Here is a 23,265-nt window from a genome sequence, read left to right on the forward strand (position 1 = left end):
AGTGTGCACCCTCCGACCGGACCGGCTGTAACTCGCGTCCAAAAGATGGGCTCCCGTGTGACGTTGATCTGAGGCACAGTGTTTTCGTGCCTCCAACGGTGGGTTCCGACGTGGTTGCCCTCTTCGCCGTGGTCGCCGTGGCCTGTGCGGTCCCGGCCGGGTTCTGTGTCGCCGTCCTTTTGCGCGCGGTGCGCACCGGTCCGCGCGCCCCGCGGGCCACCTACCTGCCGGTCGCGGCCGGCGTGACGCTCGCCAGCGTGGTGTTCGCGCTGGTCGCGGGGCTGCGGGCGGGCGGGGTCGGGGACACGGCGCTGGTGCTGGTGAGCGGGATCGGCTTCGCCCTCGCCTGCGTGGTGATCTTCGGTGGGCTGCTCATGCTGCCGACGATCGTTCCCCCGACGGCCCGTGCCTCGCGGGTGCTCGACGGGCTGCTGCTGACCGCGTGCGCGTTCTACGTCGCCTGGTCCCTGATCCTGGAGCCGGCGCACCGTGCCGGGCGCGGCGGCGCGCTCCTGGCGATGGACCTCGACGCCGACTGTCTCGCGGTGACCGTGCCGATGCTGGTGATCGCCGCGGTCCTCGGCGGCGTGCTGATCAGCGCCGTCCACCTGTGGCGCACCCCGACGACGGCGCTGGCCGGGCTGGCCGGCGCGGCGCAGATCTGCCTCGGCGCCGGCACGGTCGTGCTCGCCACGGCCGGCTACTCGCCGAAGGTGCTCGCGCCGGTCGGCGGCTGCCTGCTCGGGGCCGGCTTCGTCTCGATGGCGCTCGGCGGCCTGCGGGCCCAGCGCGCGCGGCGGGCGCAGGTGCCGGCACCGGCCGCGGCGGGGGTCGCGATCTCCACGGTGCCGGTGGCGGCGGCGCTGGCGGCCTGCCTGTGGCGGCTGTCCACCGGTGCGCCGCTGGATCGCGGCAGCGTCTTCGTGGCCACGATCATCGGCGGGCTGCTCGCCGCGCAGCAGGGGCTCTCCCGCCGCGACATCCGCCGTTACCTGGCCAGGCTCGCCGACAGCGAGGCGCACTTCCGGGAGATGGCGCACACCGACGCGCTCACCGGGCTGGCCAACCGGCGGGAGCTGATCCGCATCCTGGACACCGAGGCGGTCGGCGGGCCGGCGTGCGTGCTGCTCGCGATCGACCTCGACGGCTTCAAGTACATCAACGACGTGCGCGGCCACGACGTCGGCGACGACGTGCTCGTGGAGGTGGCCCGGCGGCTGCGCTCCAACGTGCGGCCGGGCGACTGCGCGGCGCGGCTCGGCGGGGACGAGTTCGCGGTGCTCATGTGGGCCAAGCCGTCCGAGGCCACCACCGTCGCCGAACGCATCCTCGGTGTGCTCAGCAAGCCGTACGAGCTGGCGTCGGGTTCGGTGTTCGTGTCGGCGAGCATCGGGATGGCCGGCTGCGCCACCGCCGACAGCATCGACTCGCTGCTGCGCAACGCCGACCTGGCGCTGCGTTCGGCGAAGGTGCGCGGCAAGAACCGGTACGAGTCCTACGACGCCACCTACGACGAACTGGTCTCCCGGCGCAGCGATCTCGAGCAGGAGCTGCGCGGCGCGGTCGAACGCGGCGAACTGATGCTGGTGTACCAGCCGATCGCGACGGTCGCCGAGGGATACGTCGCCGGCGTGGAGGCGCTGCTGCGCTGGCACCACCCGCGCCTGGGTTCGGTGTCGCCCGCGGAGTTCATCCCGGTGGCGGAGGAGGCGGGGCTGATCCACGAGCTGGGGACGTTCGTGGTGCACGAGGCGTGCCATCAGCTGTCCCGCTGGATCGCCGACGGCCACGACCTCTGGCTGTCGATCAACGCGTCAGTGCGCGAGCTGCACACCCCGGAGTACGCGCACCGGGTCGTCGAGGTGCTGCGCACGCATCGCGTTCCCGCGGAAAAGCTCGTGATCGAGGTGACCGAGCACGCGATGGCGCTCGACGTGGACCAGCTCAAGGACCGGCTGTCCGCGCTGCGCGAGGCGGGCGTCAAGGTCGCCCTCGACGACTTCGGTTCCGGCTATTCCTCGTTGAACCTCCTCCGTACGCTGCCGGTCGACATCCTGAAGATCGACCACGCGCTGCTCGACGCGGAGGACACCCGCTCGACGGACCCGCTCGCCGACATCGTCGTCGAACTGGGGAAGCGGCTGCAGCTCGACGTGATCGCCGAGGGGGTCGTCACGCCCGGCCAGCGCGACCTGCTGCACGGCTGCGGATGCCGCTACGCACAGGGCGAACTGTTCGGCTGGCCGCTGCCGGCGGAGCGCGTGGAAGCCCTGTTCGGGGAGCAGATCGGCGGCTCGCCACGGATCCCCGCCCAGAGTGTGGGATCGGTTGACTCAGCGCGTGAGATCCGTCAGAGTTAGGCCCATGCTGTCGAAGAGGGCCCGGCGAGTACTTCTCACCTAGCGCGTCGCGCCCTGTGCCCGACGCGCTGACCCCCGTGCCCCGCACGTGGGGTTTTTTGTTGCCCTCAAACGTTGTCCGACAGCGCTTCTGCCCCGACCCATGCGGATAGGTGCGACGAGAGCCATGAGCAAGCCGACACCCGAGATCCTGGCCCACCGATCACATCCGAGCCCGGGCGCCACGAGCGCCGGCTCCGCCGCGCCGGCCGCCGTCGGCGGCGCGGGAGAGCGGGTGGTCGACGTAAAGATGACCGGCTCCCAGGCCCTCGTCGCCTCGTTGGAGGCGCTCGGGGTCGACACGATCTTCGGCATTCCCGGTGGCGCGATCCTCCCGGCGTACGACCCGCTGTTCGACTCGAAGGTGCGGCACATCCTGGTGCGGCACGAGCAGGGCGCCGGCCATGCGGCGACCGGTTACGCCCAGGCCACCGGCCGGGTCGGCGTGTGCATGGCGACGTCCGGCCCGGGCGCGACCAACCTGGTGACGCCGATCGCCGACGCGTACATGGACTCGGTGCCGATCGTCGCCATCACCGGCCAGGTCGCCCGGCCGTACATCGGCACGGACGCCTTCCAAGAGGCCGACATCCAGGGCATCACCCTGCCGATCACCAAGCACAACTACCTGGTGCAGACCGGCGAGGAGATCCCGCGCATCCTCGCCGAGGCGTTCCACCTGGCGGCTACCGGGCGGCCCGGGCCGGTGCTGGTCGACATCCCGAAGGACGTGCTGGTCGCCGAGACGACGTTCAACTGGCCGCCGACGCTCGAACTGCCGGGCTACCACCCGACGCTGCACCCGCACGGCAAGCAGATCCGCGAGGCCGCGCGCCTGATCACCAACGCCAAGCGGCCGGTGCTGTACGTCGGCGGCGGTGTGCTCAAGGCGAAGGCGTCGGAGGAGCTGCGCACCCTCGCCGAGCTGACCGGGGTGCCGGTCGTGACGACGCTGATGGCGCGCGGGGCGTTCCCCGACTCGCACGAGCAGCACGTGGGGATGCCGGGCATGCACGGCACCGTCTCGGCGGTGTACGCCCTGCAGCGCGCCGACCTGATCGTGGCGCTCGGGGCCCGCTTCGACGACCGGGTGACGGGCAAGCTGTCGACGTTCGCGCCGAACGCCACGATCGTGCACGCCGACATCGACCCGGCCGAGATCGGCAAGAACCGCACCGCCGACGTGCCGATCGTCGGCGACGCGAAGCACGTCATCCAGGAACTGATCACGGCGGTGGGCCACGAGCACACGGCCGGCCGCCGGGGCAACATCACGGAGTGGTGGACCCAGCTCAACGAGCTGCGCGAGCGCTACCCGCTCGGGTACGAGGAGCCGCCGGACGGCACGCTGTCGCCGCAGTACGTGATCAAGCGGCTGGGCGAGATCGTCGGCCCGGACGCCATCTACGCGGCCGGGGTCGGCCAGCACCAGATGTGGGCGGCGCAGTTCATCTCCTACGAGAAGCCCGGCACGTGGCTCAACTCCGGCGGCGCCGGCACGATGGGCTACGCCGTTCCGGCCGCGATGGGCGCCAAGCAGGGCTGCCCGGAGGCGGTGGTGTGGGCGATCGACGGCGACGGCTGCTTCCAGATGACCAACCAGGAACTGGCCACCTGCGCCCTGGAGGGCATCCCGATCAAGGTCGCCGTGATCAACAATGGCAACCTGGGCATGGTGCGCCAGTGGCAGACCCTGTTCTACGAGGAGCGGTACTCCAACACCGACCTGGGCACGCACAAGCACCGCATCCCGGACTTCGTCAAGCTGGCCGAGGCGTTGGGCTGCATCGGCCTGCGCTGCGAGAACGCCGCCGACGTGGACGCCACGATCGAGACCGCCATGCGGATCAACGACCAGCCCGTCGTGATCGACTTCGTGGTGGGCAAGGACGCGATGGTGTGGCCGATGGTGCCCGCCGGCACCAGCAACGACGAGATCCTGTTCGCCCGCGGCGTGCGGCCGATCTTCGACGAAGACGACGTGTGAGGGATTGAGCGATGACGACACACACGCTGTCCGTGCTCGTGGAGAACAAGCCGGGTGTCCTGGCCCGGGTGTCGGGGCTGTTCTCCCGGCGCGGGTTCAACATCGACTCACTCGCCGTCGGGGAGACCGAGAACCCCGAGGTCTCCCGCATCACCATCGTGGTGAACGCCGACGCGAGCCCGCTCGAACAGGTCACGAAGCAGCTCAACAAGCTGGTGAATGTTCTCAAGATCGTGGAGTTGGACGCCAACGCCAGCGTTCAACGGGAACTCCTGCTGGTGAAGGTCCGCGCCGATCGTGCGGTCCGGAGTCAGGTGCTGGAGACGGTGCAACTGTTCCGGGCGCGCGTCGTCGACGTGGCCGCCGAGACGTTGACCATCGAGGCGACGGGAACGGGCGAGAAACTGGACGCCCTCCTGCGTGACCTCGAACCGTTCGGAATCAAGGAAATGGTGCAGTCGGGCATGGTGGCGATCGGGCGTGGCTCCCGCGCGATCACCGCCGGGCCGGCCCTGCGGGCCGCTTCGTAAACGGCGCGGCAAAAGCTGAAGGGACAGTAATGGTCGAGGTTTTCTACGACGACGACGCCGACCTGTCGGTGATCCAGGGCCGCAAGGTGGCGATCCTGGGCTACGGCAGCCAGGGCCACGCGCACGCGCTGTCGCTGCGCGACTCCGGCGTCGACGTGCGGGTCGGTCTGCCCGAGGGCTCGAAGAGCCGGGCCAAGGCGGAGGAGCAGGGCCTGCGGGTGGTGACGCCCGCCGAGGCCGCCGCGGAGGCCGACGTCATCATGATCCTGGTGCCGGACACCGCCCAGCGGAAGGTGTACGCCGACGACGTGGCGCCGTCCCTGACCGCCGGCAAGGCGCTCTTCTTCGGCCACGGCCTGAACATCCGCTACGGGCTCATCGAGCCGCCGGCCGACGTCGACGTCGCCATGGTGGCGCCGAAGGGGCCGGGGCACCTGGTGCGCCGCCAGTACGTGGACGGCAAGGGCGTGCCGGCCCTCGTCGCCGTCGAGCAGGACGCGAGCGGCAACGCGCAGGCGCTGGCGCTGTCCTACGCGAAGGCCATCGGCGGCACGCGCGCCGGCGTCATCAAGACGACGTTCAAGGAGGAGACCGAGACGGATCTCTTCGGCGAGCAGGCGGTGCTCTGCGGCGGCGCGACCGCGCTGGTGCAGACCGGGTTCGAGGTGCTGACCGAGGCCGGGTACGCCCCCGAGGTGGCCTACTTCGAGTGCCTGCACGAGCTGAAGCTGATCGTCGACCTCATGTACGAGGGCGGCATCGCGCGGATGCGCTACTCCATCTCGGACACCGCCGAGTACGGCGACTACTCGCGCGGCCCGCGGGTCGTCGACGAGCGGGTCAAGGGCGAGATGCGCAAGATCCTGAGCGAGATCCAGTCCGGCGAGTTCGCCCGCGAGTGGGTCGCCGAGGACGACGCCGGCCGCCCCAACTTCAAGAAGTGGCAGGAGCAGGGCGCGCAGCACCCGATCGAGGAGACCGGGCGCAAGCTGCGCGGGCTGATGAGCTGGGTGGACCGGCCGCTCACCGACACCGCCTGATCTTCAGGATTCCTGATTTCCTAGGGATTTCCCGAAACGGCCCGCCCCGATGTGTTCGGGGCGGGCCGTTTGCGTGGGGTGGGACTCAGGAAGCGGGCTGGCCGGTGTGGAACGAATCGCGGCCCTCGGCCGGCGCGGCGGCCTGGTCGGTGGCGTACGGGTCGGCCTCGCTCGCCGGCTGCTGGTCGGCGTAGCCGGCGTCCTGCTGCTGGCCGAACTCGTAGCCGCCGCCGAACGGGGCCTGCTGGCCCTCGCTGGCGTACGGGTCGGCCTGCGCCTCGCTCTCGTTGGCGTACGGGTCGGGCTGCTCGTCCGTGCCCTCGGCCGGGTAGGTCGTGGTGTCGTCATGACCCTCCTGACCGTAGCCGCCGATCTCGCCGAACGGCTGCCCGATGACGTCGGCGCCGCCGAACGCGTGCGAGGTGTCGGGGGTGCCGGCGTCGTAACCGTCGTGCGCGGTCGGGTCGTCCTCGTAGCCGCTGTAGTCGTCGCTCATGTGGTGGTCCTCCGTCAGTCGGGGTTGGAAGATGCGCCCCAAAGTACGGGCCGGGCGCACGTGTCGGTTCATCCGGGCGGAGATCATCGAATATCGGAAAGCCGACGCTGACGGGTCGATGTCGGGCGGCTTGCGCGACGGTGACATGCTCACGTTTCGTGAGCCAGACTCCCGCACCGGACGAGCTTCGCGGCGACGACGACCTTCCGGGTGACCTCGAAGGCGCCCGTGATCTGATCCGCACGCAGGTGGCCGCCGGCTATGCCGAACGCGAGCAGATCCGCGAGGAGGCCCTCGAGTACGCGCTCGACGAGCCGCCGGAGGAGATGACCGAGGCCGAGGTCGAGGCGTTCGTCGACGCCGAGCTCGAACGGGCGCTGCGCGAGCAGGCCGAGCGGCAGGCGGGCTTCCCCGAGGTGACCGATTACGACCGGCTGCACGCGGCGTTCGAGGAACTGGAGCGCGACGGCATCGTCGCCCGGGAGAACTTCTCCTGCTGCGGCAACTGCGGCGCGGCCGAGATCGGCGAGGAGATGGAACGCCACGGTTCGGCCCGCGGGTACACCTTCTTCCACCAGCAGGACACCGAGTCCGCCGTCGAGAGCGGCGGGCTGTACCTCAACTACGGGGCGGACAGCAACGACGAGGCCGACTGGGTGGCGGTCGGGCACGAGGTGGTGGCCGTTCTGCGGCGGCACGACCTGGACACCACGTGGAGCGGCAAGCTCTCCAAGCGGATCATGGTGGCCGTGAACTGGCAGCGCCGCAGGCCGTGACGGCCTCACCCGTTCCGGTAACGACGAAGCGGATATATCACCGCCAATAGTGCGCTTTTCGCATTCTGTGAGCGCACTCACGTAGAGTCGGTACGCCCTCGCCGGGTGCTCCCGCCTACGATCGCGAGTAGCTGCGGACGTGTTCTCAACCGGACACCGGGGCGTAACCCGCCCGAAACGCGGTATCGATCACAGTCCATTCCAGACTCGCATCTAGAGGACTTCATGACGCTCTCTGCAGACCGCCCGGTGGTACTTATCGCCGAGGAGCTGGCCCCCGCCGCGCTCGAGGTGCTGGCCGACGACTTCGACGTCCGTCACGTCGACGGCACCGACCGTCCGAAGCTGCTCGCCGCACTGGCCGACGCACACGCGATCATCGTGCGCAGCGCCACGAAGGTCGACGCCGAGGCCATCGCCGCCGGCCCTCGCCTCAAGGTGGTCGCCCGCGCGGGCGTCGGGCTCGACAACGTCGAGGTCCCCGCCGCTACCGCCCGGGGCGTCATGGTGGTCAACGCGCCCACCTCCAACATCGTCTCCGCCGCCGAGCAGGCCGTCGCGCTGCTGCTCGCCGTCGCGCGGCACACCGCCAGTGCCTCCACGGCGCTGAAGAACGGCGAGTGGAAGCGTTCGAAGTACACCGGTGTGGAGATCGTCGGCAAGACCGTCGGCGTCGTCGGCCTCGGCCGCATCGGCGTGCTGTTCGCGCAGCGGATGGCGGCGTTCGGCACCCGCCTCATCGCGTACGACCCGTACATCCAGCCGGCCCGTGCGGCCGCGCTCGGCGTGCGCCTCGTCGGCCTCGACGAGCTGCTGCGGGAGAGCGACTTCATCTCGATCCACCTGCCGAAGACCCCGGAGACCGTGGGCCTCATCGGCGCCAAGGAGCTGGCCCAGGTCAAGCCCGGCGTGCGGATCGTCAACGCGGCGCGCGGCGGCCTCATCGACGAGCAGGCCCTCGCGGACGCGATCGAGGAGGGGCGGGTCGGCGGCGCCGGCATCGACGTGTACGCCAAGGAGCCGTGCACGTCCTCGCCGCTGTTCAAGTTCGACAACGTCGTGGCGACCCCGCACCTCGGCGCCTCCACCAACGAGGCGCAGGACAAGGCGGGCCTCGCCGTCGCCAAGAGCGTGAAGCTCGCGCTGCAGGGCGAGTTCGTGCCGGACGCGGTCAACGTGCAGGCCGGCGGCGTCGTCGCCGAGGACGTCCGCCCGCTGCTCCCGCTCGCCGAGAAGCTCGGCCAGGTCTTCACCGCCGTCGCGGGCGGGGTGGCCGCGGCCGTCACGGTCGAGGTCAGTGGCGAGATTGTGGCGAACGACGTGTCGGTGCTGAAGCTGGCCGCCACGAAGGGCCTGTTCAGCGCGGTCGTCGAGGACCAGGTCACCTACGTCAACGCGCCGCTGCTGGCCGGCGAGCGGGGCGTCGAACTGCAGCTCGTGACGAACGCCGAGAGCGTGGAGCACGCCAACCTGGTGACCGTCCGGGGTGCGCTGCCGGACGGCCAGGTCGTGTCGGTCTCCGGCACGTACATCGCCGGGCCGCGTGAGGCCGAGAAGCTCACCGAGCTGGACGGGTTCGCGCTCGAACTGACCGCCGAGGGCATCCTGCTCTTCTTCCGTTACGTCGACCGCCCGGGTGTGGTCGGCACGGTCGGCTCGATCCTGGGCGACGCGGGCGTCAACATCGCGGCGATGCAGGTCGCCCGGCGGGAAGCCGGCGGCGAGGCGCTCATGACGCTGACCGTGGACGGGACGGTCGCCCCGGACCTGCTGGCGAAGGCCGCCGAGTCGATCGGCGCGACGACCGCCAGCGCGGTGGACCTCACCCAGCACTGATCCCACGCACTCCACGAAGGGCGCTCCGCCGGTGCGGGGCGCCCTTCGTCGTGTCCGCCGCTACGGCAGCTTCGCGGTGAGGCCGGCGGCCATCAGTTCGGCGTCCACGTCGGTCACGTCCTCGCCGACCTCGGAGACGAGCGAGATCTTGGTGAGGAGCACCTGCCCCTCGCGCACCTCGATCCCGGGTGCCACGCGCACGTCGTCGCCGTCCAGGATCAGTGCCGCGTCGGGCAGGTCGCTCTGGGCCAGCACGCGGATGTCGTCAGCGGTCACGGTTGCCATGCGTGCTGTTTTCCCGCCGTGCCGATGTGCAAACGGCGTTCCATAAGATGGGATTGGAAGACCGTAGGGCGGGACAGCGCTGTAGCGTCGGGCGGTCAGCGGGACAGAGGAGGTAGCGCGGTGGCGCGGATCGCGGTGGTGGCCGGCGACGGCATCGGCCCCGAAGTGGTCGCCCAGGCGCGCAAGGTGATCGACACCGTCGCACCCGGCTTCTCCTACACCGAGTACGACCTCGGCGCGGCGCGGTACCACCGCACCGGCGAGATCCTCCCCGACAGCGTGCTCGACGAGCTCGCCGGCCACGACGCCATCCTGCTCGGCGCCGTCGGCGACCCGAGCGTGCCGCCGGGAGTGCTCGAGCGCGGGCTGCTGCTCAAGCTGCGCTTCGTCTTCGACCAGTACGTCAACCTGCGGCCGTCCCGGCTCTGGCCCGGCACCGCCAGCCCGCTCGGCGGCGTCAAGCCCGGCGAGATCGACCTCATCTGCGTGCGCGAGGGCACCGAGGGGCTGTACGCGGGCGCCGGCGGCACGCTGCACAGGGACACGCCCGCCGAGGTCGCCACCGAGGAGAGCCTCAACACGCGGCACGGCGTCGAGCGGGTCATCCGCGACGCGTTCGCCCGCGCGGCGGCCCGGCCGCGACGCAAGGTGACGCTGGTGCACAAGACCAACGTGCTGACCCACGCCGGTGGGCTGTGGGCGCGGGCGTTCGCCGCCGTCGCCGCCGAGCACCCGGACGTCGAGACCGAGTACCAGCACGTCGACGCGGCCGCCATGTTCCTGGTGACGCAGCCGCAGCGCTACGACGTCATCGTCACGGACAACCTGTTCGGCGACATCCTCACCGACATCGCCGCCGCCGTGACGGGTGGCATCGGCCTCGCCGCCAGCGGGTGCATCAACCCGACCGGGGCGAAGCCGTCCATGTTCGAGCCGGTGCACGGCTCGGCGCCCGACATCGCCGGCAAGGGGGTCGCCGACCCCGTCGCGGCCGTGCTCTCCGGGGCGCTGCTGCTCGAACATCTCGGCAGGCGCGAGGAGGCGGAGCGAGTACTCGGGGCGGTCGCGGCAGAGCTATCCGCCCGCACCCCGGGGGCACCGCTGCGCACCGCCGACGTCGGCGACCGGCTGGCCAGTACCGTCTGAAGCTGCCCAGCCTTTCCGTCGCCGCAATGGCTTAACGTTCGTTCCGGGGTAGATTCAGGCACCACACCCTTACCCGGAGGACATCATGACCGGCGGTGACCGCCTCGACTTCGAGCTCCATCCCAACGCCAACCCGGTGCCCGCCGCCGAGCGGAGCGCGCTGCTGAGCAGCCCCGGGTTCGGCCGGATCTTCACCGACCACATGGTCACGATCCGCTGGGCCGAGAGCAAGGGGTGGTACGACGCGCGTGTGGAGGCCCGGGCGCCGATCCCGCTGGACCCGGCCGCCGCCGTGCTGCACTACGCGCAGGAGATCTTCGAGGGGCTCAAGGCGTACCAGGGCTCGGACGGCTCCGTGACGATGTTCCGGCCGGACGCCAACGCGCGCCGGTTCCGGGAGTCCGCGCGCCGCATGGCCATGCCGGAGCTGCCCGACGAGCTGTTCCTCCGTTCGCTGGAGGAGCTCGTGCGCGTCGACCGCGAATGGATCCCGCAGGGCGCCGAGACGAGCCTGTACCTGCGGCCGTTCATGTTCGCCAGCGAGGTCTTCCTCGGCGTGCGGCCGGCCATGGAGTACCTGTACTGCGCGATCGCCTCGCCGGCCGGCGCCTACTTCGCCGGTGGCGTGAAGCCGCTGACGCTGTGGGCGTCGGAGCACTACACGCGGGCGGCCCCGGGCGGGACCGGCGCGGCGAAGTGCGGCGGCAACTACGCGGCCAGCCTCGCCTCGCAGGCGGAGGCCATCGAGCACGGCTGCGACCAGGTGATCTTCCTCGACGCGGTCGAGCGCAAGTACATCGACGAGCTGGGCGGCATGAACGTCTTCTTCGTCTTCGACGACGGTTCGATCGTGACGCCGCCGCTGACCGGCTCGATCCTGCCCGGCATCACCCGCGACGCGCTGATCACGCTCGCCCGGGAGAAGGGGCACGAGGTGCGCGAGGAGCAGTACGCGCTCGCGCAGTGGCGGGAGGACGCCGCCAGCGGCCGGCTGCGGGAGGCGTTCGCCTGCGGGACGGCCGCCGTGATCACGCCCATCGGCGTGGTGCGCTCGCCCGCCGGGGAGATCGTCGTGGCCGACGGCAGCACCGGTGCGGTGACCCAGGGCCTGCGCGACACGCTGGTGGCCATCCAGCGCGGCGACGCGCCCGACCCGCACGGCTGGGTCCGCCGCCTGGCCTGATGTCCAGGAAATTTCACGATGAGGGTCCGGTCCGTGGGATCGGGCCCTCATTTGCTGAGATAGCGCGTATGGTCTTCGTCGTGACCCGGCTCATTATTGCCACTTAGCGCGCCGCATCAGACCCACGCGGACGCGCTAGACCTCTCGCCTTCGGCGGGGGGTCTTTTTCTTGGCCGAAGGAGGCCCCCAACATGCAGGTGTACGACACGACGCTGCGCGACGGCGGGCAGCGCGAGGGCATCACGTACTCGGCGGTGGACAAGCTCGCCGTCGCGAAGCTGCTCGACGAGTTCGGCGTCGGCTTCATCGAGGGCGGGTGGCCGGGTGCGCTCCCCACCGACACCGAGTTCTTCCGCCGCGCCCGCAACGAGCTGACGCTCAAGCACGCCGTGCTGGCGGCGTTCGGGTCGACCCGCAAGGCCTCCCTGCGCGCCGACGCCGATCCCCAGGTCAAGGCGCTGCTCGACGCCGAGACGCCGGTCGTCACCCTGGTCGCCAAGTCCGACCTGCGCCACGTCGAGAAGGCGCTGCGCACCACCGCCGCGGAGAACCTCGCGATGGTGCACGACACGGTGTCGCTGCTGGTGGCCGAGGGACGCCGGGTCTTCGTCGACTGCGAGCACTTCTTCGACGGGTTCCGGTTCGACCCCGAGTTCACGCGCTCGGTGGTGCGCGCCGCGCTGGAGGCCGGCGCCGAGAAGGTCGTCATGTGCGACACCAACGGCGGCATGCTCCCGTCGATGATCACCCGCGCCATCGGTGAGCTGGGCATCGACGTGGACAGCCTCGGCATCCACTGCCAGAACGACACCTCCTGCGCCGTGGCCAACACGATCGCCGCCGTCGAGGCCGGCGTTCCGCACTTCCAATGCACCGCGAACGGCTACGGCGAACGGCCCGGCAACGCCGACCTCTTCGCCGTCGTCGCCAATCTTCAGTTGAAGCTCGGCATGCCCGTCCTACCGGAGGGCTGCCTGGAACAGATGGTGCGGGTCTCGCACGCCATCGCCGAAATCGCAAACATCGCCCCGGACACCCACCAGGCATATGCCGGGTCGTCAGCGTTCGCTCACAAGGCGGGCCTGCACGCGAGCGCGATCAAGGTAGACCCGTTGCTGTACAACCACGTCGACCCGTCGGTTGTCGGCAACGACATGCGGATCCTCGTCACGGAGATGGCCGGCCGGGCCAGCATCGAGCTCAAGAGTCGCGAACTTGGGCTAGACCTGGCCGGCCATCCCGAGGCGTTGAGCAGGGTCACCGACCGGGTCAAGCACCTGGAGACCCGCGGGTGGTCGTTCGAGGCGGCCGACGCGTCGTTCGAACTGATGGTGCGCGCCGAACTCGACCAGGCGACGGCGCGGCCGTTCGGGCTGGAGAGCTACCGCGTGCTCGTCGAGCACAGGGAGGACGGGGCCGTCGTCTCGGAGGCCACGGTGAAGGTGCGCGTTCGCGGCGAACGGGTCATCGCCACGGCCGAGGGCAACGGGCCGGTGAACGCCCTGGACGAGGCGCTGCGCGTGGCGCTCACCAAGCACTACCCGGAGCTCAAGGGGTTCGAGCTGAACGACTACAAGGTGCGGATCCTGGAGGGCAGCCACGGCACGGACGCGGTCACGCGAGTGCTCGTGGAGACCAGCGACGGCGACCGCTCCTGGACCACGGTCGGCGTCCACGAGAACGTCGTCGAGGCCAGTTGGCACGCATTGGTCGATGCGCTCACCTACGGTTTGGCGAGATCACCTGTACCGTCCTGAGATGGCCCGGGTGTATCTCGAAGTCGGCAAGAAGAAGGTCTTCGCGTGTGCGCTCGAATGGCCCGGATGGGCGCGTTCCGGGCGCACCGAGGAGCTGGCGCTGACCGCGCTCGACGACTACGCCGACCGGTACGCCGACGTGTGCTCCGTGGCCGGGGTGCGCTTCCCGGCCGACCGTGAGTACGTCGTCGTCGAGCGGGTCGCCGGCAACGCCACGACCGACTTCGGCGCGCCCGACCGGGTGCCCGACGCCGACCTGACCGCCGTCTCGGCGGCCGAGGCGAAACGGGCGTCCGGGCTGGTGCGGGCCTCCTGGGAGGTGTTCGACCGGATCGCGGCCGAGTCGCCGGAGTCGCTGCGCAAGGGGCCGCGCGGCGGCGGACGCGACCGGGACAAGATGATCGACCACGTGCTGGGCGCCGAGGCGTCCTACGCGCGGAAGCTGGGCGTGCGGCACAAGCAGCCGGCGCTGGGGGACAGCGAGGCGATCGAGGCGCTGCGGGCCGACATCGTGGCGGTGCTCGCGAAGCCGTCGCCGGACGGGGCCGGGGTGGTGCCGCGCGGCTGGCCGGTGCGGTACGCGGCGCGGCGGATCGCGTGGCACGTGCTGGACCACGCGTGGGAGATGGAGGACCGCGCCTCCTGACCCCGCCGGGGCTATGCGCGGCGGAGCTTCGAGCGGAGCGCGCGGCGGGCGACCGGGCCCAGCGAGTCGGCCACCTCGACCAGCACCGCCAGCCGCTCCAGGGCGGCCAGTGCCGCCTCCGCGCCCGCGCGGTCCACGCCCTCGTAGAGTTCGATGCCGACGAAGCCGGCCGCTACCGCGCGCGCGAGCCCCGGCGGGTCGAGCACCTCCGCGACAGGGGAGTCGGCGAGCAGCCGGGTGAGCACCGTCTCGATCTCCGCGGTCCACATGTTCAGGGCGCGGGCCGTGGCGGGGGCGAGCTTCGGGTCCGTCTGCGAACCGGCGAGCAGTTGCGCCAGGATCGTCACGTTGCCGAGTTCGCGTTCCTCCTCGTGCAGGGCGCGGCCGACGTCGAGCAGTTCGCGCATGCTGCGCACCGCCGCGAACCTCTCGCGGTAGGCGGCCAGCCGGGCGGTGGTGGCGGCGACGCAGGCCTCGGCGAGGAGTTCGTCGACGCTGCCGAAGTGGTAGAAGACCAGCGCCTGGTTGACGCCCGCGGTGGCGGCGATGGTGCGCGCCGACACGCCGGCGATCCCCTCCTTGCGGAGCGTGACGAGTGCGCCCTCGATCAGGCGTTCCTTGGTGCTCACTCCCGGGGATTCTCGCGGACCGGCTTGGCGCATGCCGGCACGGGGGTCGTTCCGGTGTCGACGTAGCTGGTCACGAAGCTGCCGGAGTAGCCGAAGAGCGGCCCGAACCGCGGGTGCGTGACGGCGACCTGGATACGGAAGCGTTCGCTCGCGTCGTCGTACCACTCCCGCAGGTCGGCGACGCCGGTGAGGTATTCGGGCCACCGGGTGCGCAGGAAGCGCTGGGCGCCGCTGCGGATCCGCAGGCCGCCGCGCGCGTCGACGGAGACGTTCAGATCCACTGCCAGATGTTGGTGCGTGCCGAGGTAGTCGACGATCCCGCGGCGTAGCGGGCTGTAGATCATTGTCGCGTCGAACCGGCGGCGCCGCCGCGCCAGTTCGAAAGTGCGCACGAAGGTCATGGTGTCGCGCCCGTAGCGGTCGCGGTAGGCCCAGTTCTCGATGGTGAACGGCACGTCGTGCCCGGTCTCCGGGAAGAGGATGTGCCGCGCCGACCCCACGTGGAGGAACGGGAGGGTGAACGCCCGGCCGCGCCAGATCCGTTCCATCGAGCCGGAACCGATGCACGCGATCCCGTCGGCGGCCGCGAACCCGAACCGGCGACGCAGCCGCGGATGCAGTCTGTCGAAATCGGCGCCGAGCGCCCGCGCGAAGATCGAGTCCGACACGCGCACCACGCTCACGCGGACCACTCGCAGCGGCGCGCGGCCGGTGTGCGGCGGCACGGCGGCACCACGGCGACGAGTCCGGCGGCCACCAGGGTCTCGGCCGGCCCGGAGACGAGGGCCACGACCGCCACGATCCCGATCCGCCCGCCGAGGTCGATCAGCGCGTGCCGCAGCGCCCGCTCGGGTGGCACGCCCTCCTCCAGCCACAGCCGCAACCGGTCGAACGACCACGCCGTCGCCCACCCGAACACCGGCCGGAACGCGCGATCGGCGAGCCGGCCGAGGCGCGCCCAGCGCACCCGGTAGTCGTACCCGGTGTGGAAGCGGATGCCGTCCGGCGTCGGCTCGTACCGCCAGTACCCCGCCCCGGAACGGATGATCGAGCGCCGGTCGTCGGAGGAGAAGCGCAGCGCGGAGACGGCGGTGCCGTCGGCCCGGTGCCGGGTCCCGGACGCGATGCCGTCGCCGGCGACGGTGACCCCCGGCAGGACGCGGGTGGCGTAGCGGAACCGGCCGTCCGCGAGCGGGTCGATGCGGCCGAACCGCAGGTCCCAGCGCCGGTGCGCGGCGGGGTCCTGGGTGTGCCGCCAGAGGGCGTCGAGGTCGGCGCGGATCGTCGTTTCCACGTGGATCATGGGTGCTCCCGAGTTTTGAGCGACTGCTCAAGAAGGTAGCGCCGTTTGAGCGACCGCTCAAGATGAGCAAAGGCTCAATGTGCTCAAGCACACGCTGGTGCCGCCGACGGCCTGGCATGGCATCGACACCCCCGCGACGACTGCTGACCCGGCTCACCCGGGACCGGTCACTGAACGTCAAGATCCTGTCGGTGGTCGGCGTCCTCGCGGTCTTCTCGTGCTTCATCGGCGGCCTCTCCATCACCCGGATGGCCGCCCTGAACGCCGAGGCCGACGAGCTGTACCGCAGCGGCCTCGTGCCGGTGCAGCGCATCTCCCAGGTGTACGAGGTGATGGCGGCGACCCGCGTCGCGATGCTCAACCACGCGCTGTCGAGCGATCCCGTCACGCAGCAGAAGTACGAGGGCGACGTCAACGAGGCGCACGCGACGTTCAACAACAAGCTCGACGCCTACGTGCGGGAGACCGCCGCCCCCGAACTCATCGACCCGCTGCGCTCCGCCTGGTCCGCCTACGTGCGGATCTGCCGCGACGAGGTCATCCCGGCCGGCCGCGCCGGCGACCGGGCCCTGGTCGAACGGCTCCGCGACGAGCAGGCCGACCCCGCCTACGAGAAGGCCGTCGCCATTGTGAAGGAGCTGATCGCCCGCGAGAGCGCCGACGGCAAGCAGCGGGCCGACGCGGCGGCCGCCTCGTACAGCTCCTCCCGCGTGATCATCATCGCCAGCCTCGCCGCCGGGCTGCTGATCTCGGTGGGCTTCGGGCTTTTCGTGGCGCGGGGCATCGTGCGTTCCGTCAAAAGGGTCTCCTGGGTGGTGGCCGGGCTCGCGGCCGGAGACCTCGCCCGGCACGCCGACATCGACTCCCGGGACGAGATCGGCCGCATGGCCGGCGAACTCGACGCCGCCAACGACCGGCTCGGCGCCATCGTCAACCGCATCGGCGGCAGCAGCGCCACCCTGGCCCGGGCGGCCGACGAGCTGAGCGCGGTGAGTTCGCACATCGCCGACAGCGCCGCGCAGACCAGCGGCCGCGCCGAACGCGTCACGACGGCCGCCGCCGAGGTCGCCCGCAACGTCGAAACCGTCTCGGCCGGCACGGAGGAGATGACGGCCTCCATCCGGGAGATCGCCGGCAGCGCCACCGACGCGGCCCGGGTCGCCCACAGCGCCGTGGGCCTCGTCGAGACCGCGAACGAGACCGTGGGGCAGCTCGGCCGCTCCAGCGGCGAGATCGGCAGCGTCGTGAAGCTGATCACCTCGATCGCCGAGCAGACCAACCTGCTCGCCCTGAACGCCACCATCGAGGCCGCCCGCGCCGGCGAGGCCGGGAAGGGGTTCGCCGTGGTGGCCAACGAGGTCAAGGACCTGGCGCAGGCCACCGCGCGCGCCACGGACGACATCTCGCGACGGATCGGCGCCATCCAGTCCGACAGCGAGGCGGCCGTTGCCGCAATCGGCGAGATCTCCGCCGTCATCGAACGGGTCAGCGGCTACTCCGCCACCATCGCCAGCGCGGTCGAACAGCAGACCGCCACCACCGGCGAGATGGGGCGCCACGTGGAGTCGGCGTTCACGGCGGCCGGCGACATCGCGTCGAACATCGACGGTGTGGCCGACGCCGCCCGCACCACCGACGCCCGCGTGAACGACTCCCGACGGGCCGCCACGGACCTCGCCCGCATGGCCTCCGAGCTGCAGGAACTGGTCGGCGAGTTCACGACGCGATGACCAGTTCGGCGTAGAGCGCCTTGTGGTCGCTGCGCGGCGTGCGGTGCGTCTCGACCCGCCGCACGCCGACGCGGCGGTCGACGAGCACGCGGTCCAGCGCCACCGTCGGCACGTACCAGCGTTCGTCGTACGGCCACGTGTGGCTCCACCCGTCGCCGGTCACGCTCGCCGCGTCGCGGTAGCCGGAGTCGATCAGCCGGCGCAGCGCCGCGTGATCCAGGGTCGCGTTGAAGTCGCCGGCCAGCACCCGGATCGGGCCATCCGGGGTGGCGCGCTGCTGAGCGTCGAGGTTCTGGCGCCACAGCGGTGTCGTGGCGCGCGCGTGCGGCGCCATCGGATGCACCGACTCGAACTCGACCCGCGTCCCGCCCGGCAGCTCTACCGTCGCCCGCGCCTGCCGGAACCCGCCCTTCTGCGTGCGCACCGCCGGATCGCGCAACGGGTGCCGGCTGAACACCGCCGACCCCTCCACGCCCTCGACCGGAAACGACGCCCGGTGCGGCAGCACGTCGGCGATGCCGGCCGCGTCGAGTTCCCGCTCCGCCCCGGGCGTGAACTCCTGGAACGCCACCAGGTCGACGTTCAGCCGCTTCGCCAGGTCGAGCACGGCGCGTTCGTCGGCCTCGCCGGCCAGCAGGTTGGCGGTCAGCACGCGCAGCGCAGTCCCCTGCGGGCTGCCGCCGTCCGCGACCGCGCGCGGGACCACGACCGCCACGAGCGCGACGGCGGCGACCGCCGCCACCCCGCCGGCGACCCACCGCCGCAGGCCGAGCAGCGCGATCGCCACGAGCAGCCCGCAGAGCGCCACGTACGGCGTGAACGCCACGAGCTGCACCCAGGGCCACCCCGGCTCCAGGCCGGTCAGGCGCACCGCCGCCCACACCACGAACGGCGCGGCGATCAGACCGCTCACGGCGTAGGGATAGACCCTCACCGCGCGGGCCGACGGGTGTTGTCGGGCGGGTTGAGCGCCGGGTCGGGATCGATCGTCACCGTCGGCACGGTAGTCAACCGTGGCCATCGCGCTCACCCGGTAGCGTGAACCGCGATGTCACAGTGGACGGTTCCCGCAGCCCCGCCGGTCGCCCGCACCCCGCGGACGAGGCCGCCGGTGCGCGCCGGACGGATCGCGGCCGGCGTCGCACTCGCCCTCACCGGTCACGTCCTCGCCGCCGTGGTCCCGCTCTTCTTCATGGGGAACGCCACCGGCGGCGGCGAAGGCCTGTGGCTGGTGATCGGTGCCGTGCTGCAGGTGCTGCTGTTCCTTGCGGCGGTGGCCGGCGGGACCGTGCTGCACGGCCGGCCGGAGAGCCGCGAACTGGGCCTGGGCCTGCTGGTCGGCTGGGGGAGCGGCATCCCGGTCGTGGTGGTGCTCGGGATAATGGCGCTGATGTTCGGCCTCAGCGCGATGGGCGGCTAAGGCAGGACACGCCTTAAACCAGGGCGGCGCAGGCCTCGAGCAGGCGGCTCCGCAGAACGGCCGCCCGACCGGTGAGTTCGCGCTGGCGCGCCATGTACTCGGCCTTGCCCTCCGGTGTCTCGATCCGGACCGGCGCCTGTCCGTAGGAGGACAGGTCGTACGGCGACGCCCGCATGTCCAGCAGCCGGATCTCCCCGGCCAGCGCGAAGCAGTCAAGCGTCAACCCGCCCGGTGCGCCCGGTCCCAGCTTCGTCGCCCACTTGAAGCAGTCCATCGCGGCGTGCAGGCAGCCCGGCTGCTCCAGCTCGACCTGGCTCTCCCGGGTCGGCCGCAACCGGTTGAACCCCCGCGCCTGCGGCGTGAAGAACCGGAAGGCGTCAAAGTGCGAGCAGCGGATCTGGTGCGCCTCGACGACCGCGTCGGTGCCCGCCCGCCCGAGCCGCAGCGGCAACGGGTGCCGGTGCTCGTCGGCCCCGTACACCATCGCCCACTCGTGCAGCCCGAAGCAGCCCAGGTGTGCGGGCCGGGACGCCGTCGCACCGAGCAGGCCCGCGATGAACCCGACCGTGGTGCCGCGTTCGGCCCGGTACCGCTCCAGGTCCAGCCGCACCACGCCGTCGGTGTCCGTGGCGTAGTACTTCCAGCCCGCGTGCGGCGCCGGCCCGTCCCCGCCGGGCGCCAACGCCACCCCGGGACCGGGATGCCAGCGGCGCAGTGCGGCCGGCCGCGTGCCGTAGTAGTCGAAGAGGAAGTCCTCGATGGCGTGGCGTTCGCGGCGGGCCCTGCGCGCGCGGTGCGCGGCGGTCAACGCGTCGGCCCGGGCGGCGTGCTCCGCCATCCGCCCCGCCCACTCCTGCGCCGCCAACACGTTCACCGACGCCTGCTAAGCAACGTTGAGCTGGATGTTGCCGATGCGCGCCACGATGTCGAGGTGGCCGCCCAGGCCGGCGACGTAGGCGCGCAGGGACTCCAGGCTGGTCGCCGTACCGCTCTCGATCTGGCTGATTCTCGCCTGGGAAAGGCCGGCGGCCTCGGCGAGCTGGGCCTGGGTCAGGCCCAGCTGTTTGCGAATCTCGGCGAGCTGGGCGCCGCTCACGGCGGCCAGCATCTCCTGCCGCATCGCGGCGCGTCGCTCGGTGCGGTCCGGGCTGTCCCAGCCGGGGTCGAGCTCCCGTACCTTGGCCTTCACGTCACGCCAATTCGACGTCTCGCTCATGGCCGCCCGCCCTCCAACTCGTTGATGAGCTCTTCGAACCTTGCGTCGGCCAGCGGAATGGCTGTCCGATACCACGCCGACCACTGCCCGGATTTGTCACCGGCCACCAGGAAGATCGCTTCGCGGAGCGGATCGAAGGCAAAGATCATTCTGACCTCACTGGAGCCCGTTGATCCAGGCCGCAGCTCCTTCATGTGGTGGTAGCGGCTGCCCTTGAGTCGATCCACCAGTGGCCGGCCGAGTGCCGGCCCCTGGTCTGCCAACAGGTCGATGGCCTCGGATACGAGATCGGCGGTGCGTGGGTCGATGCGGCACAGGTCCAGGAACCACGTCTCGACCTCGGGATGGATCTTGATCTGCCACACCTCCGATTATAAGTCAGGCTTATATTGTCGGCGGTCCAATGGTCAGCAGGTGCTGTGGATGAGGGCGGCGACCGGGGTGTGCTCGGCCAGCTCGTTGTACAACTCCACCGCCTCCGTCGTCTCGGCGACCTCGACCGTGACGCCGCGTTCCGCCAGGTACTTCAGGGTCGCCGGCTGGACCTCGAGGCGTTCCTCCATGCCGCGCGACAGGACGACCGTCGTGGCGCCGTGCTCGAGCAGTTCCTCGACGTCGGCCGGTTGGATGCCGGGGCTGTGCTCGGTGCCGGTCTCGCGCCAGTCCCAGGCGCGGCCGCCGCCGGGCCACAACTTGAAGTCCTTGCCGGTGCCGACACCGGCGACGACCATGCGCCCCCAGGAGATCTCCTCGACGCGGGGCGAACGCAGCCCGTCGTTCATGACTCTCACCACTCCCTCCGGATCGTCGCGGCGCACATCGTGACCGCGGCCGGCAGTATCCCCGTCGGATCGACGGAGTGCATCCGAGATGCGTGCCCTGGCCCGCGCTAGATTGCACGGGTGCGTATCGCTCGATTCGCCCATGGCGGCGGAATGTCATTCGGTGTGGTGGAAGGCGAGCCCGACGGGCTCACCGTGGCGGCGATCGAGGGGCACCCCTTCGGTCCGATCACGTTCGCGGGGCCCCGCTGGGCGCTCGCCGATGTGCGGCTGCTGTCGCCGATCCTGCCGAGCAAGGTGGTCTGCGTCGGCCGCAACTACGTGGAGCACGCGGCCGAGCTCGGCAACGAGGTGCCGAAGGAGCCGCTGCTGTTCCTCAAGCCGTCCACGTCGGTGATCGGCCACGGCGACACGATCCGGCTGCCGGTGCAGTCCAAGCGGGTCGAGCACGAGGCCGAGCTGGCGGTCGTCATCGGCGCTACCGGCGCGCGCAACGCCGACCGGGCCGCCGCCGAGAAGGCCATCTTCGGCTACACCTGCGCCAACGACGTGACGGCGCGTGACCTGCAGCGCGCCGACGTGCAGTTCACGCGGGGCAAGGGCTTCGACTCGTTCTGCCCGATCGGGCCGTGGATCACCACCGACCTCGACGTCTCCGACCGCGAGGTGCGCTGCGAGGTCAACGACGAGGTGCGCCAGCTGGGCCGCACCAAGGACATGGTGTTCGACGCGGCGACGCTGGTCTCCTACGTCTCGCACATCATGACCCTGCTGCCCGGCGACGTGGTGCTGACCGGCACGCCCGCCGGTGTCTCGCAGCTGAACTCCGGCGACACCGTCTCGGTGAGCATCGATGGGATCGGGACCCTCACCAACAAGGTGGTTTGAGTTCGGGGATACCGATTTGGTTTGCCGTGGGCCGCAGGGTAAAGTTTCTCTCCGGTGCGGCGAGCACCAATGGGGTATGGGGTAATTGGCAGCCCAACTGATTCTGGTTCAGTTAGTCTAGGTTCGAGTCCTGGTACCCCAGCCACTGTGGCTGCTCGTGGATCTACTAAGGTGGATCTACAGCATCTGCGGTGCAGGAAGTCCAGGGTCCCGTCGTCTAGCGGCCTAGGACGCCGCCCTCTCAAGGCGGTAGCGTGGGTTCGAATCCCATCGGGACTACAGCTGGCCCGCGTTCTTCGTGAGCGCGGGCTTTTGCTTTTCCCATTCTTACCCACATCCCCGCGTCATGTTGACGATTCCGTAACGCTGTGTGCCGGTCGGCGTGATGCTCGTCGCATGGAACGGATACCTGCCGCGGCGTTCGGCGTCGGCGTGGCCGTTCACGCGGCGGGACGCTCCTACCATCTCGACGTCGTCTCCGGCGCGGGCGCGGCCGGCGCGATCGGTGTGCTCGCCTGGTGGCTGCTGGCGCGGGGGCGTTCGGGGCCGTGGGTGGCGATGCTCGCCGTCCTGGTGTGCGCGGCGGTGCTGGCGCTGTCGCCGCGGCTGTACGCGCTCGCCGGGCTGGCGCTGACCACGATCGCGGCGCTGCGGGCGTTCCCGCGGCGTGCGCCGGCCCATTATCCGGGCGCGGTGATCGGGGCCCTGGTGGTCGTGCTCGGACCGTCGGTGCTGCTGATCCTCACGAGCGGGATGAACATCCCGATCGTCGCGGGCGTGACGGCGGTGCTGGTGCCGGCGTTCACCGCCGCCGCCCTGGCCGTCGCGGTGGCGGAGGCGCTGTCCCGGGTGCCTCGCCGGCCGGCGGTGGTGGGAGTGGCGTTCCTCGGACTGTACGGGCTCTACCGGGCCACGGTGCTGGCGGTCGCCGCGATTCCCTTGCCCGACGCCAGCTCCGGCGATCTGGTCGCCGTCCGGGTCACCTCGCCCGGAAGCCCGTTCGACCTGGCCGCCGGCGTCGGCGGGGTGCTGGTGCTCGGCGCCGTCGCGTTGATCGTGACGGCGGGTGCTCAGGAGGAGTCGCCCGCGGGTCGGTAGGTTCCGCCCGGGCCGACACGGAGGGCGGCGCAGATCGTCGCGGCGGCCACACCGAGCCCGCCCAGCACGCCGAGCGCGGTAGACGGCGGCCGGCACGACCGCCACGGCCGGCGGCGGC

At 71.1% G+C, this 23,265-nt stretch carries 24 protein-coding genes and 2 tRNA genes; 16 read left to right on the forward strand and 10 right to left on the reverse strand.

The features are described from left to right. The first annotated feature begins 86 nt into the window (after nucleotides 1-86). From Val02_RS12860 to ilvC, 4 genes are all read left to right on the forward strand, one after another. Nucleotides 87-2,360, forward strand: a complete 2,274-nt coding sequence (locus Val02_RS12860; RefSeq protein WP_203899248.1) for a putative bifunctional diguanylate cyclase/phosphodiesterase — start codon at nucleotides 87-89, stop codon at nucleotides 2,358-2,360. A gap of 166 nt (nucleotides 2,361-2,526) precedes the next feature. Next, a complete protein-coding gene (locus Val02_RS12865; protein ID WP_203899249.1) occupies nucleotides 2,527-4,386 on the forward strand; it encodes an acetolactate synthase large subunit in 1,860 nt (619 codons plus the stop codon). A gap of 11 nt (nucleotides 4,387-4,397) precedes the next feature. After that, a complete protein-coding gene (gene ilvN, locus Val02_RS12870) occupies nucleotides 4,398-4,916 on the forward strand; it encodes an acetolactate synthase small subunit (RefSeq protein ID WP_203899250.1) in 519 nt (172 codons plus the stop codon). A 29-nt stretch (nucleotides 4,917-4,945) separates the two neighbouring features. Beyond that, entirely contained in the window at nucleotides 4,946-5,956 is a 1,011-nt protein-coding gene (gene ilvC, locus Val02_RS12875; protein WP_203899251.1) for a ketol-acid reductoisomerase, read from the forward strand. A gap of 85 nt (nucleotides 5,957-6,041) precedes the next feature. On the opposite strand, the gene Val02_RS12880 is transcribed toward ilvC, so the two are convergent. Continuing rightward, a complete protein-coding gene (locus Val02_RS12880) occupies nucleotides 6,042-6,452 on the reverse strand; it encodes a hypothetical protein (RefSeq protein WP_203899252.1) in 411 nt (136 codons plus the stop codon). A 158-nt stretch (nucleotides 6,453-6,610) separates the two neighbouring features. On the opposite strand from Val02_RS12880, the gene Val02_RS12885 reads away from it, so the two are divergent. Beyond that, the gene (locus Val02_RS12885) at nucleotides 6,611-7,228 is read left to right on the forward strand and encodes a DUF6891 domain-containing protein (RefSeq protein ID WP_203899253.1); all 618 of its coding nucleotides are present in this window, start codon (nucleotides 6,611-6,613) and stop codon (nucleotides 7,226-7,228) included. Nucleotides 7,229-7,453: 225 nt separating this feature from the next. Beyond that, entirely contained in the window at nucleotides 7,454-9,064 is a 1,611-nt protein-coding gene (serA, locus tag Val02_RS12890; RefSeq protein WP_203899254.1) for a phosphoglycerate dehydrogenase, read from the forward strand. A 60-nt stretch (nucleotides 9,065-9,124) separates the two neighbouring features. Here the strand turns inward: serA and Val02_RS12895 are convergent, their stop codons facing one another. Continuing rightward, entirely contained in the window at nucleotides 9,125-9,349 is a 225-nt protein-coding gene (locus Val02_RS12895; protein WP_203899255.1) for a hypothetical protein, read from the reverse strand. A 120-nt stretch (nucleotides 9,350-9,469) separates the two neighbouring features. Between Val02_RS12895 and Val02_RS12900 the strand changes: the two genes are divergently transcribed. The 4 genes from Val02_RS12900 to Val02_RS12915 all read left to right on the forward strand — a co-directional run bounded on the left by Val02_RS12900 (nucleotide 9,470) and on the right by Val02_RS12915 (nucleotide 14,081). After that, nucleotides 9,470-10,495, forward strand: a complete 1,026-nt coding sequence (locus tag Val02_RS12900; RefSeq protein WP_203899256.1) for a 3-isopropylmalate dehydrogenase — start codon at nucleotides 9,470-9,472, stop codon at nucleotides 10,493-10,495. An 85-nt stretch (nucleotides 10,496-10,580) separates the two neighbouring features. Continuing rightward, nucleotides 10,581-11,678: a branched-chain amino acid aminotransferase gene (locus tag Val02_RS12905; protein WP_203899257.1), complete on the forward strand. Its 1,098-nt coding sequence runs from the start codon at nucleotides 10,581-10,583 to the stop codon at nucleotides 11,676-11,678. 191 nt (nucleotides 11,679-11,869) lie between these two features. Beyond that, nucleotides 11,870-13,435 (forward strand): citramalate synthase, encoded by a 1,566-nt coding sequence (cimA, locus tag Val02_RS12910; RefSeq protein WP_203899258.1) that lies wholly within the window; start codon nucleotides 11,870-11,872, stop codon nucleotides 13,433-13,435. A gap of 1 nt (nucleotide 13,436) precedes the next feature. Continuing rightward, nucleotides 13,437-14,081: a hypothetical protein gene (locus Val02_RS12915; RefSeq protein ID WP_203899259.1), complete on the forward strand. Its 645-nt coding sequence runs from the start codon at nucleotides 13,437-13,439 to the stop codon at nucleotides 14,079-14,081. An 11-nt stretch (nucleotides 14,082-14,092) separates the two neighbouring features. Here the strand turns inward: Val02_RS12915 and Val02_RS12920 are convergent, their stop codons facing one another. Genes Val02_RS12920 through Val02_RS12930 form a run of 3 tightly spaced genes read right to left on the reverse strand, consistent with a single transcriptional unit; the run spans nucleotide 14,093 to nucleotide 16,013 of the window. Beyond that, nucleotides 14,093-14,710 (reverse strand): TetR/AcrR family transcriptional regulator, encoded by a 618-nt coding sequence (locus Val02_RS12920; RefSeq protein ID WP_239152813.1) that lies wholly within the window; start codon nucleotides 14,708-14,710, stop codon nucleotides 14,093-14,095. Continuing rightward, a complete protein-coding gene (locus Val02_RS12925; RefSeq protein WP_239152815.1) occupies nucleotides 14,707-15,393 on the reverse strand; it encodes a DUF4166 domain-containing protein in 687 nt (228 codons plus the stop codon). The genes Val02_RS12920 and Val02_RS12925 overlap by 4 nt, the downstream gene beginning before the upstream one ends. Beyond that, on the reverse strand, nucleotides 15,390-16,013 hold the full coding sequence (locus Val02_RS12930) for a hypothetical protein (RefSeq protein ID WP_203899261.1): 624 nt from the start codon (nucleotides 16,011-16,013) through the stop codon (nucleotides 15,390-15,392). Before Val02_RS12930 ends, Val02_RS12925 begins: the two co-directional genes overlap by 4 nt. A 116-nt stretch (nucleotides 16,014-16,129) precedes the next feature. On the opposite strand from Val02_RS12930, the gene Val02_RS12935 reads away from it, so the two are divergent. Next, a complete protein-coding gene (locus Val02_RS12935; RefSeq protein ID WP_203899262.1) occupies nucleotides 16,130-17,743 on the forward strand; it encodes a methyl-accepting chemotaxis protein in 1,614 nt (537 codons plus the stop codon). Here the strand turns inward: Val02_RS12935 and Val02_RS12940 are convergent. Then, the gene (locus Val02_RS12940; RefSeq protein ID WP_203899263.1) at nucleotides 17,730-18,656 is read right to left on the reverse strand and encodes an endonuclease/exonuclease/phosphatase family protein; all 927 of its coding nucleotides are present in this window, start codon (nucleotides 18,654-18,656) and stop codon (nucleotides 17,730-17,732) included. The genes Val02_RS12935 and Val02_RS12940 overlap by 14 nt on opposite strands. A gap of 135 nt (nucleotides 18,657-18,791) precedes the next feature. On the opposite strand from Val02_RS12940, the gene Val02_RS12945 reads away from it, so the two are divergent. Beyond that, the gene (locus Val02_RS12945; RefSeq protein WP_203899264.1) at nucleotides 18,792-19,163 is read left to right on the forward strand and encodes a hypothetical protein; all 372 of its coding nucleotides are present in this window, start codon (nucleotides 18,792-18,794) and stop codon (nucleotides 19,161-19,163) included. A gap of 13 nt (nucleotides 19,164-19,176) precedes the next feature. On the opposite strand, the gene Val02_RS12950 is transcribed toward Val02_RS12945, so the two are convergent. The 4 genes from Val02_RS12950 to Val02_RS12965 are packed head-to-tail and all read right to left on the reverse strand — an operon-like array spanning nucleotide 19,177 to nucleotide 21,161. Further along, nucleotides 19,177-20,001, reverse strand: coding sequence for a 3-methyladenine DNA glycosylase (locus Val02_RS12950; RefSeq protein WP_239152872.1), 825 nt, complete (start codon nucleotides 19,999-20,001; stop codon nucleotides 19,177-19,179). A 45-nt stretch (nucleotides 20,002-20,046) separates the two neighbouring features. Then, the gene (locus Val02_RS12955) at nucleotides 20,047-20,379 is read right to left on the reverse strand and encodes a helix-turn-helix domain-containing protein (protein ID WP_203899265.1); all 333 of its coding nucleotides are present in this window, start codon (nucleotides 20,377-20,379) and stop codon (nucleotides 20,047-20,049) included. After that, the gene (locus Val02_RS12960; protein WP_203899266.1) at nucleotides 20,376-20,744 is read right to left on the reverse strand and encodes a type II toxin-antitoxin system RelE/ParE family toxin; all 369 of its coding nucleotides are present in this window, start codon (nucleotides 20,742-20,744) and stop codon (nucleotides 20,376-20,378) included. Before Val02_RS12960 ends, Val02_RS12955 begins: the two co-directional genes overlap by 4 nt. A 42-nt stretch (nucleotides 20,745-20,786) precedes the next feature. After that, nucleotides 20,787-21,161 (reverse strand): Mth938-like domain-containing protein, encoded by a 375-nt coding sequence (locus tag Val02_RS12965; RefSeq protein ID WP_239152816.1) that lies wholly within the window; start codon nucleotides 21,159-21,161, stop codon nucleotides 20,787-20,789. Between the two features lie 120 nt (nucleotides 21,162-21,281). On the opposite strand from Val02_RS12965, the gene Val02_RS12970 reads away from it, so the two are divergent. The 4 genes from Val02_RS12970 (at nucleotide 21,282) to Val02_RS12985 (ending at nucleotide 23,147) form a co-directional block, all read left to right on the forward strand. Beyond that, nucleotides 21,282-22,049: a fumarylacetoacetate hydrolase family protein gene (locus Val02_RS12970; RefSeq protein ID WP_203899267.1), complete on the forward strand. Its 768-nt coding sequence runs from the start codon at nucleotides 21,282-21,284 to the stop codon at nucleotides 22,047-22,049. A 70-nt stretch (nucleotides 22,050-22,119) separates the two neighbouring features. After that, nucleotides 22,120-22,194: transfer RNA gene (locus tag Val02_RS12975), tRNA-Gln, on the forward strand. Between the two features lie 61 nt (nucleotides 22,195-22,255). Next, nucleotides 22,256-22,328, forward strand: a tRNA-Glu gene (locus Val02_RS12980). A gap of 117 nt (nucleotides 22,329-22,445) precedes the next feature. After that, complete coding sequence (locus tag Val02_RS12985) at nucleotides 22,446-23,147, forward strand: hypothetical protein (protein WP_203899268.1); 702 nt, start codon at nucleotides 22,446-22,448, stop codon at nucleotides 23,145-23,147. Nucleotides 23,148-23,265 lie beyond the last annotated feature (118 nt).

The organism is Virgisporangium aliadipatigenens (genome assembly GCF_016863615.1).
GTDB classification, from domain to species: domain Bacteria; phylum Actinomycetota; class Actinomycetes; order Mycobacteriales; family Micromonosporaceae; genus Virgisporangium; species Virgisporangium aliadipatigenens.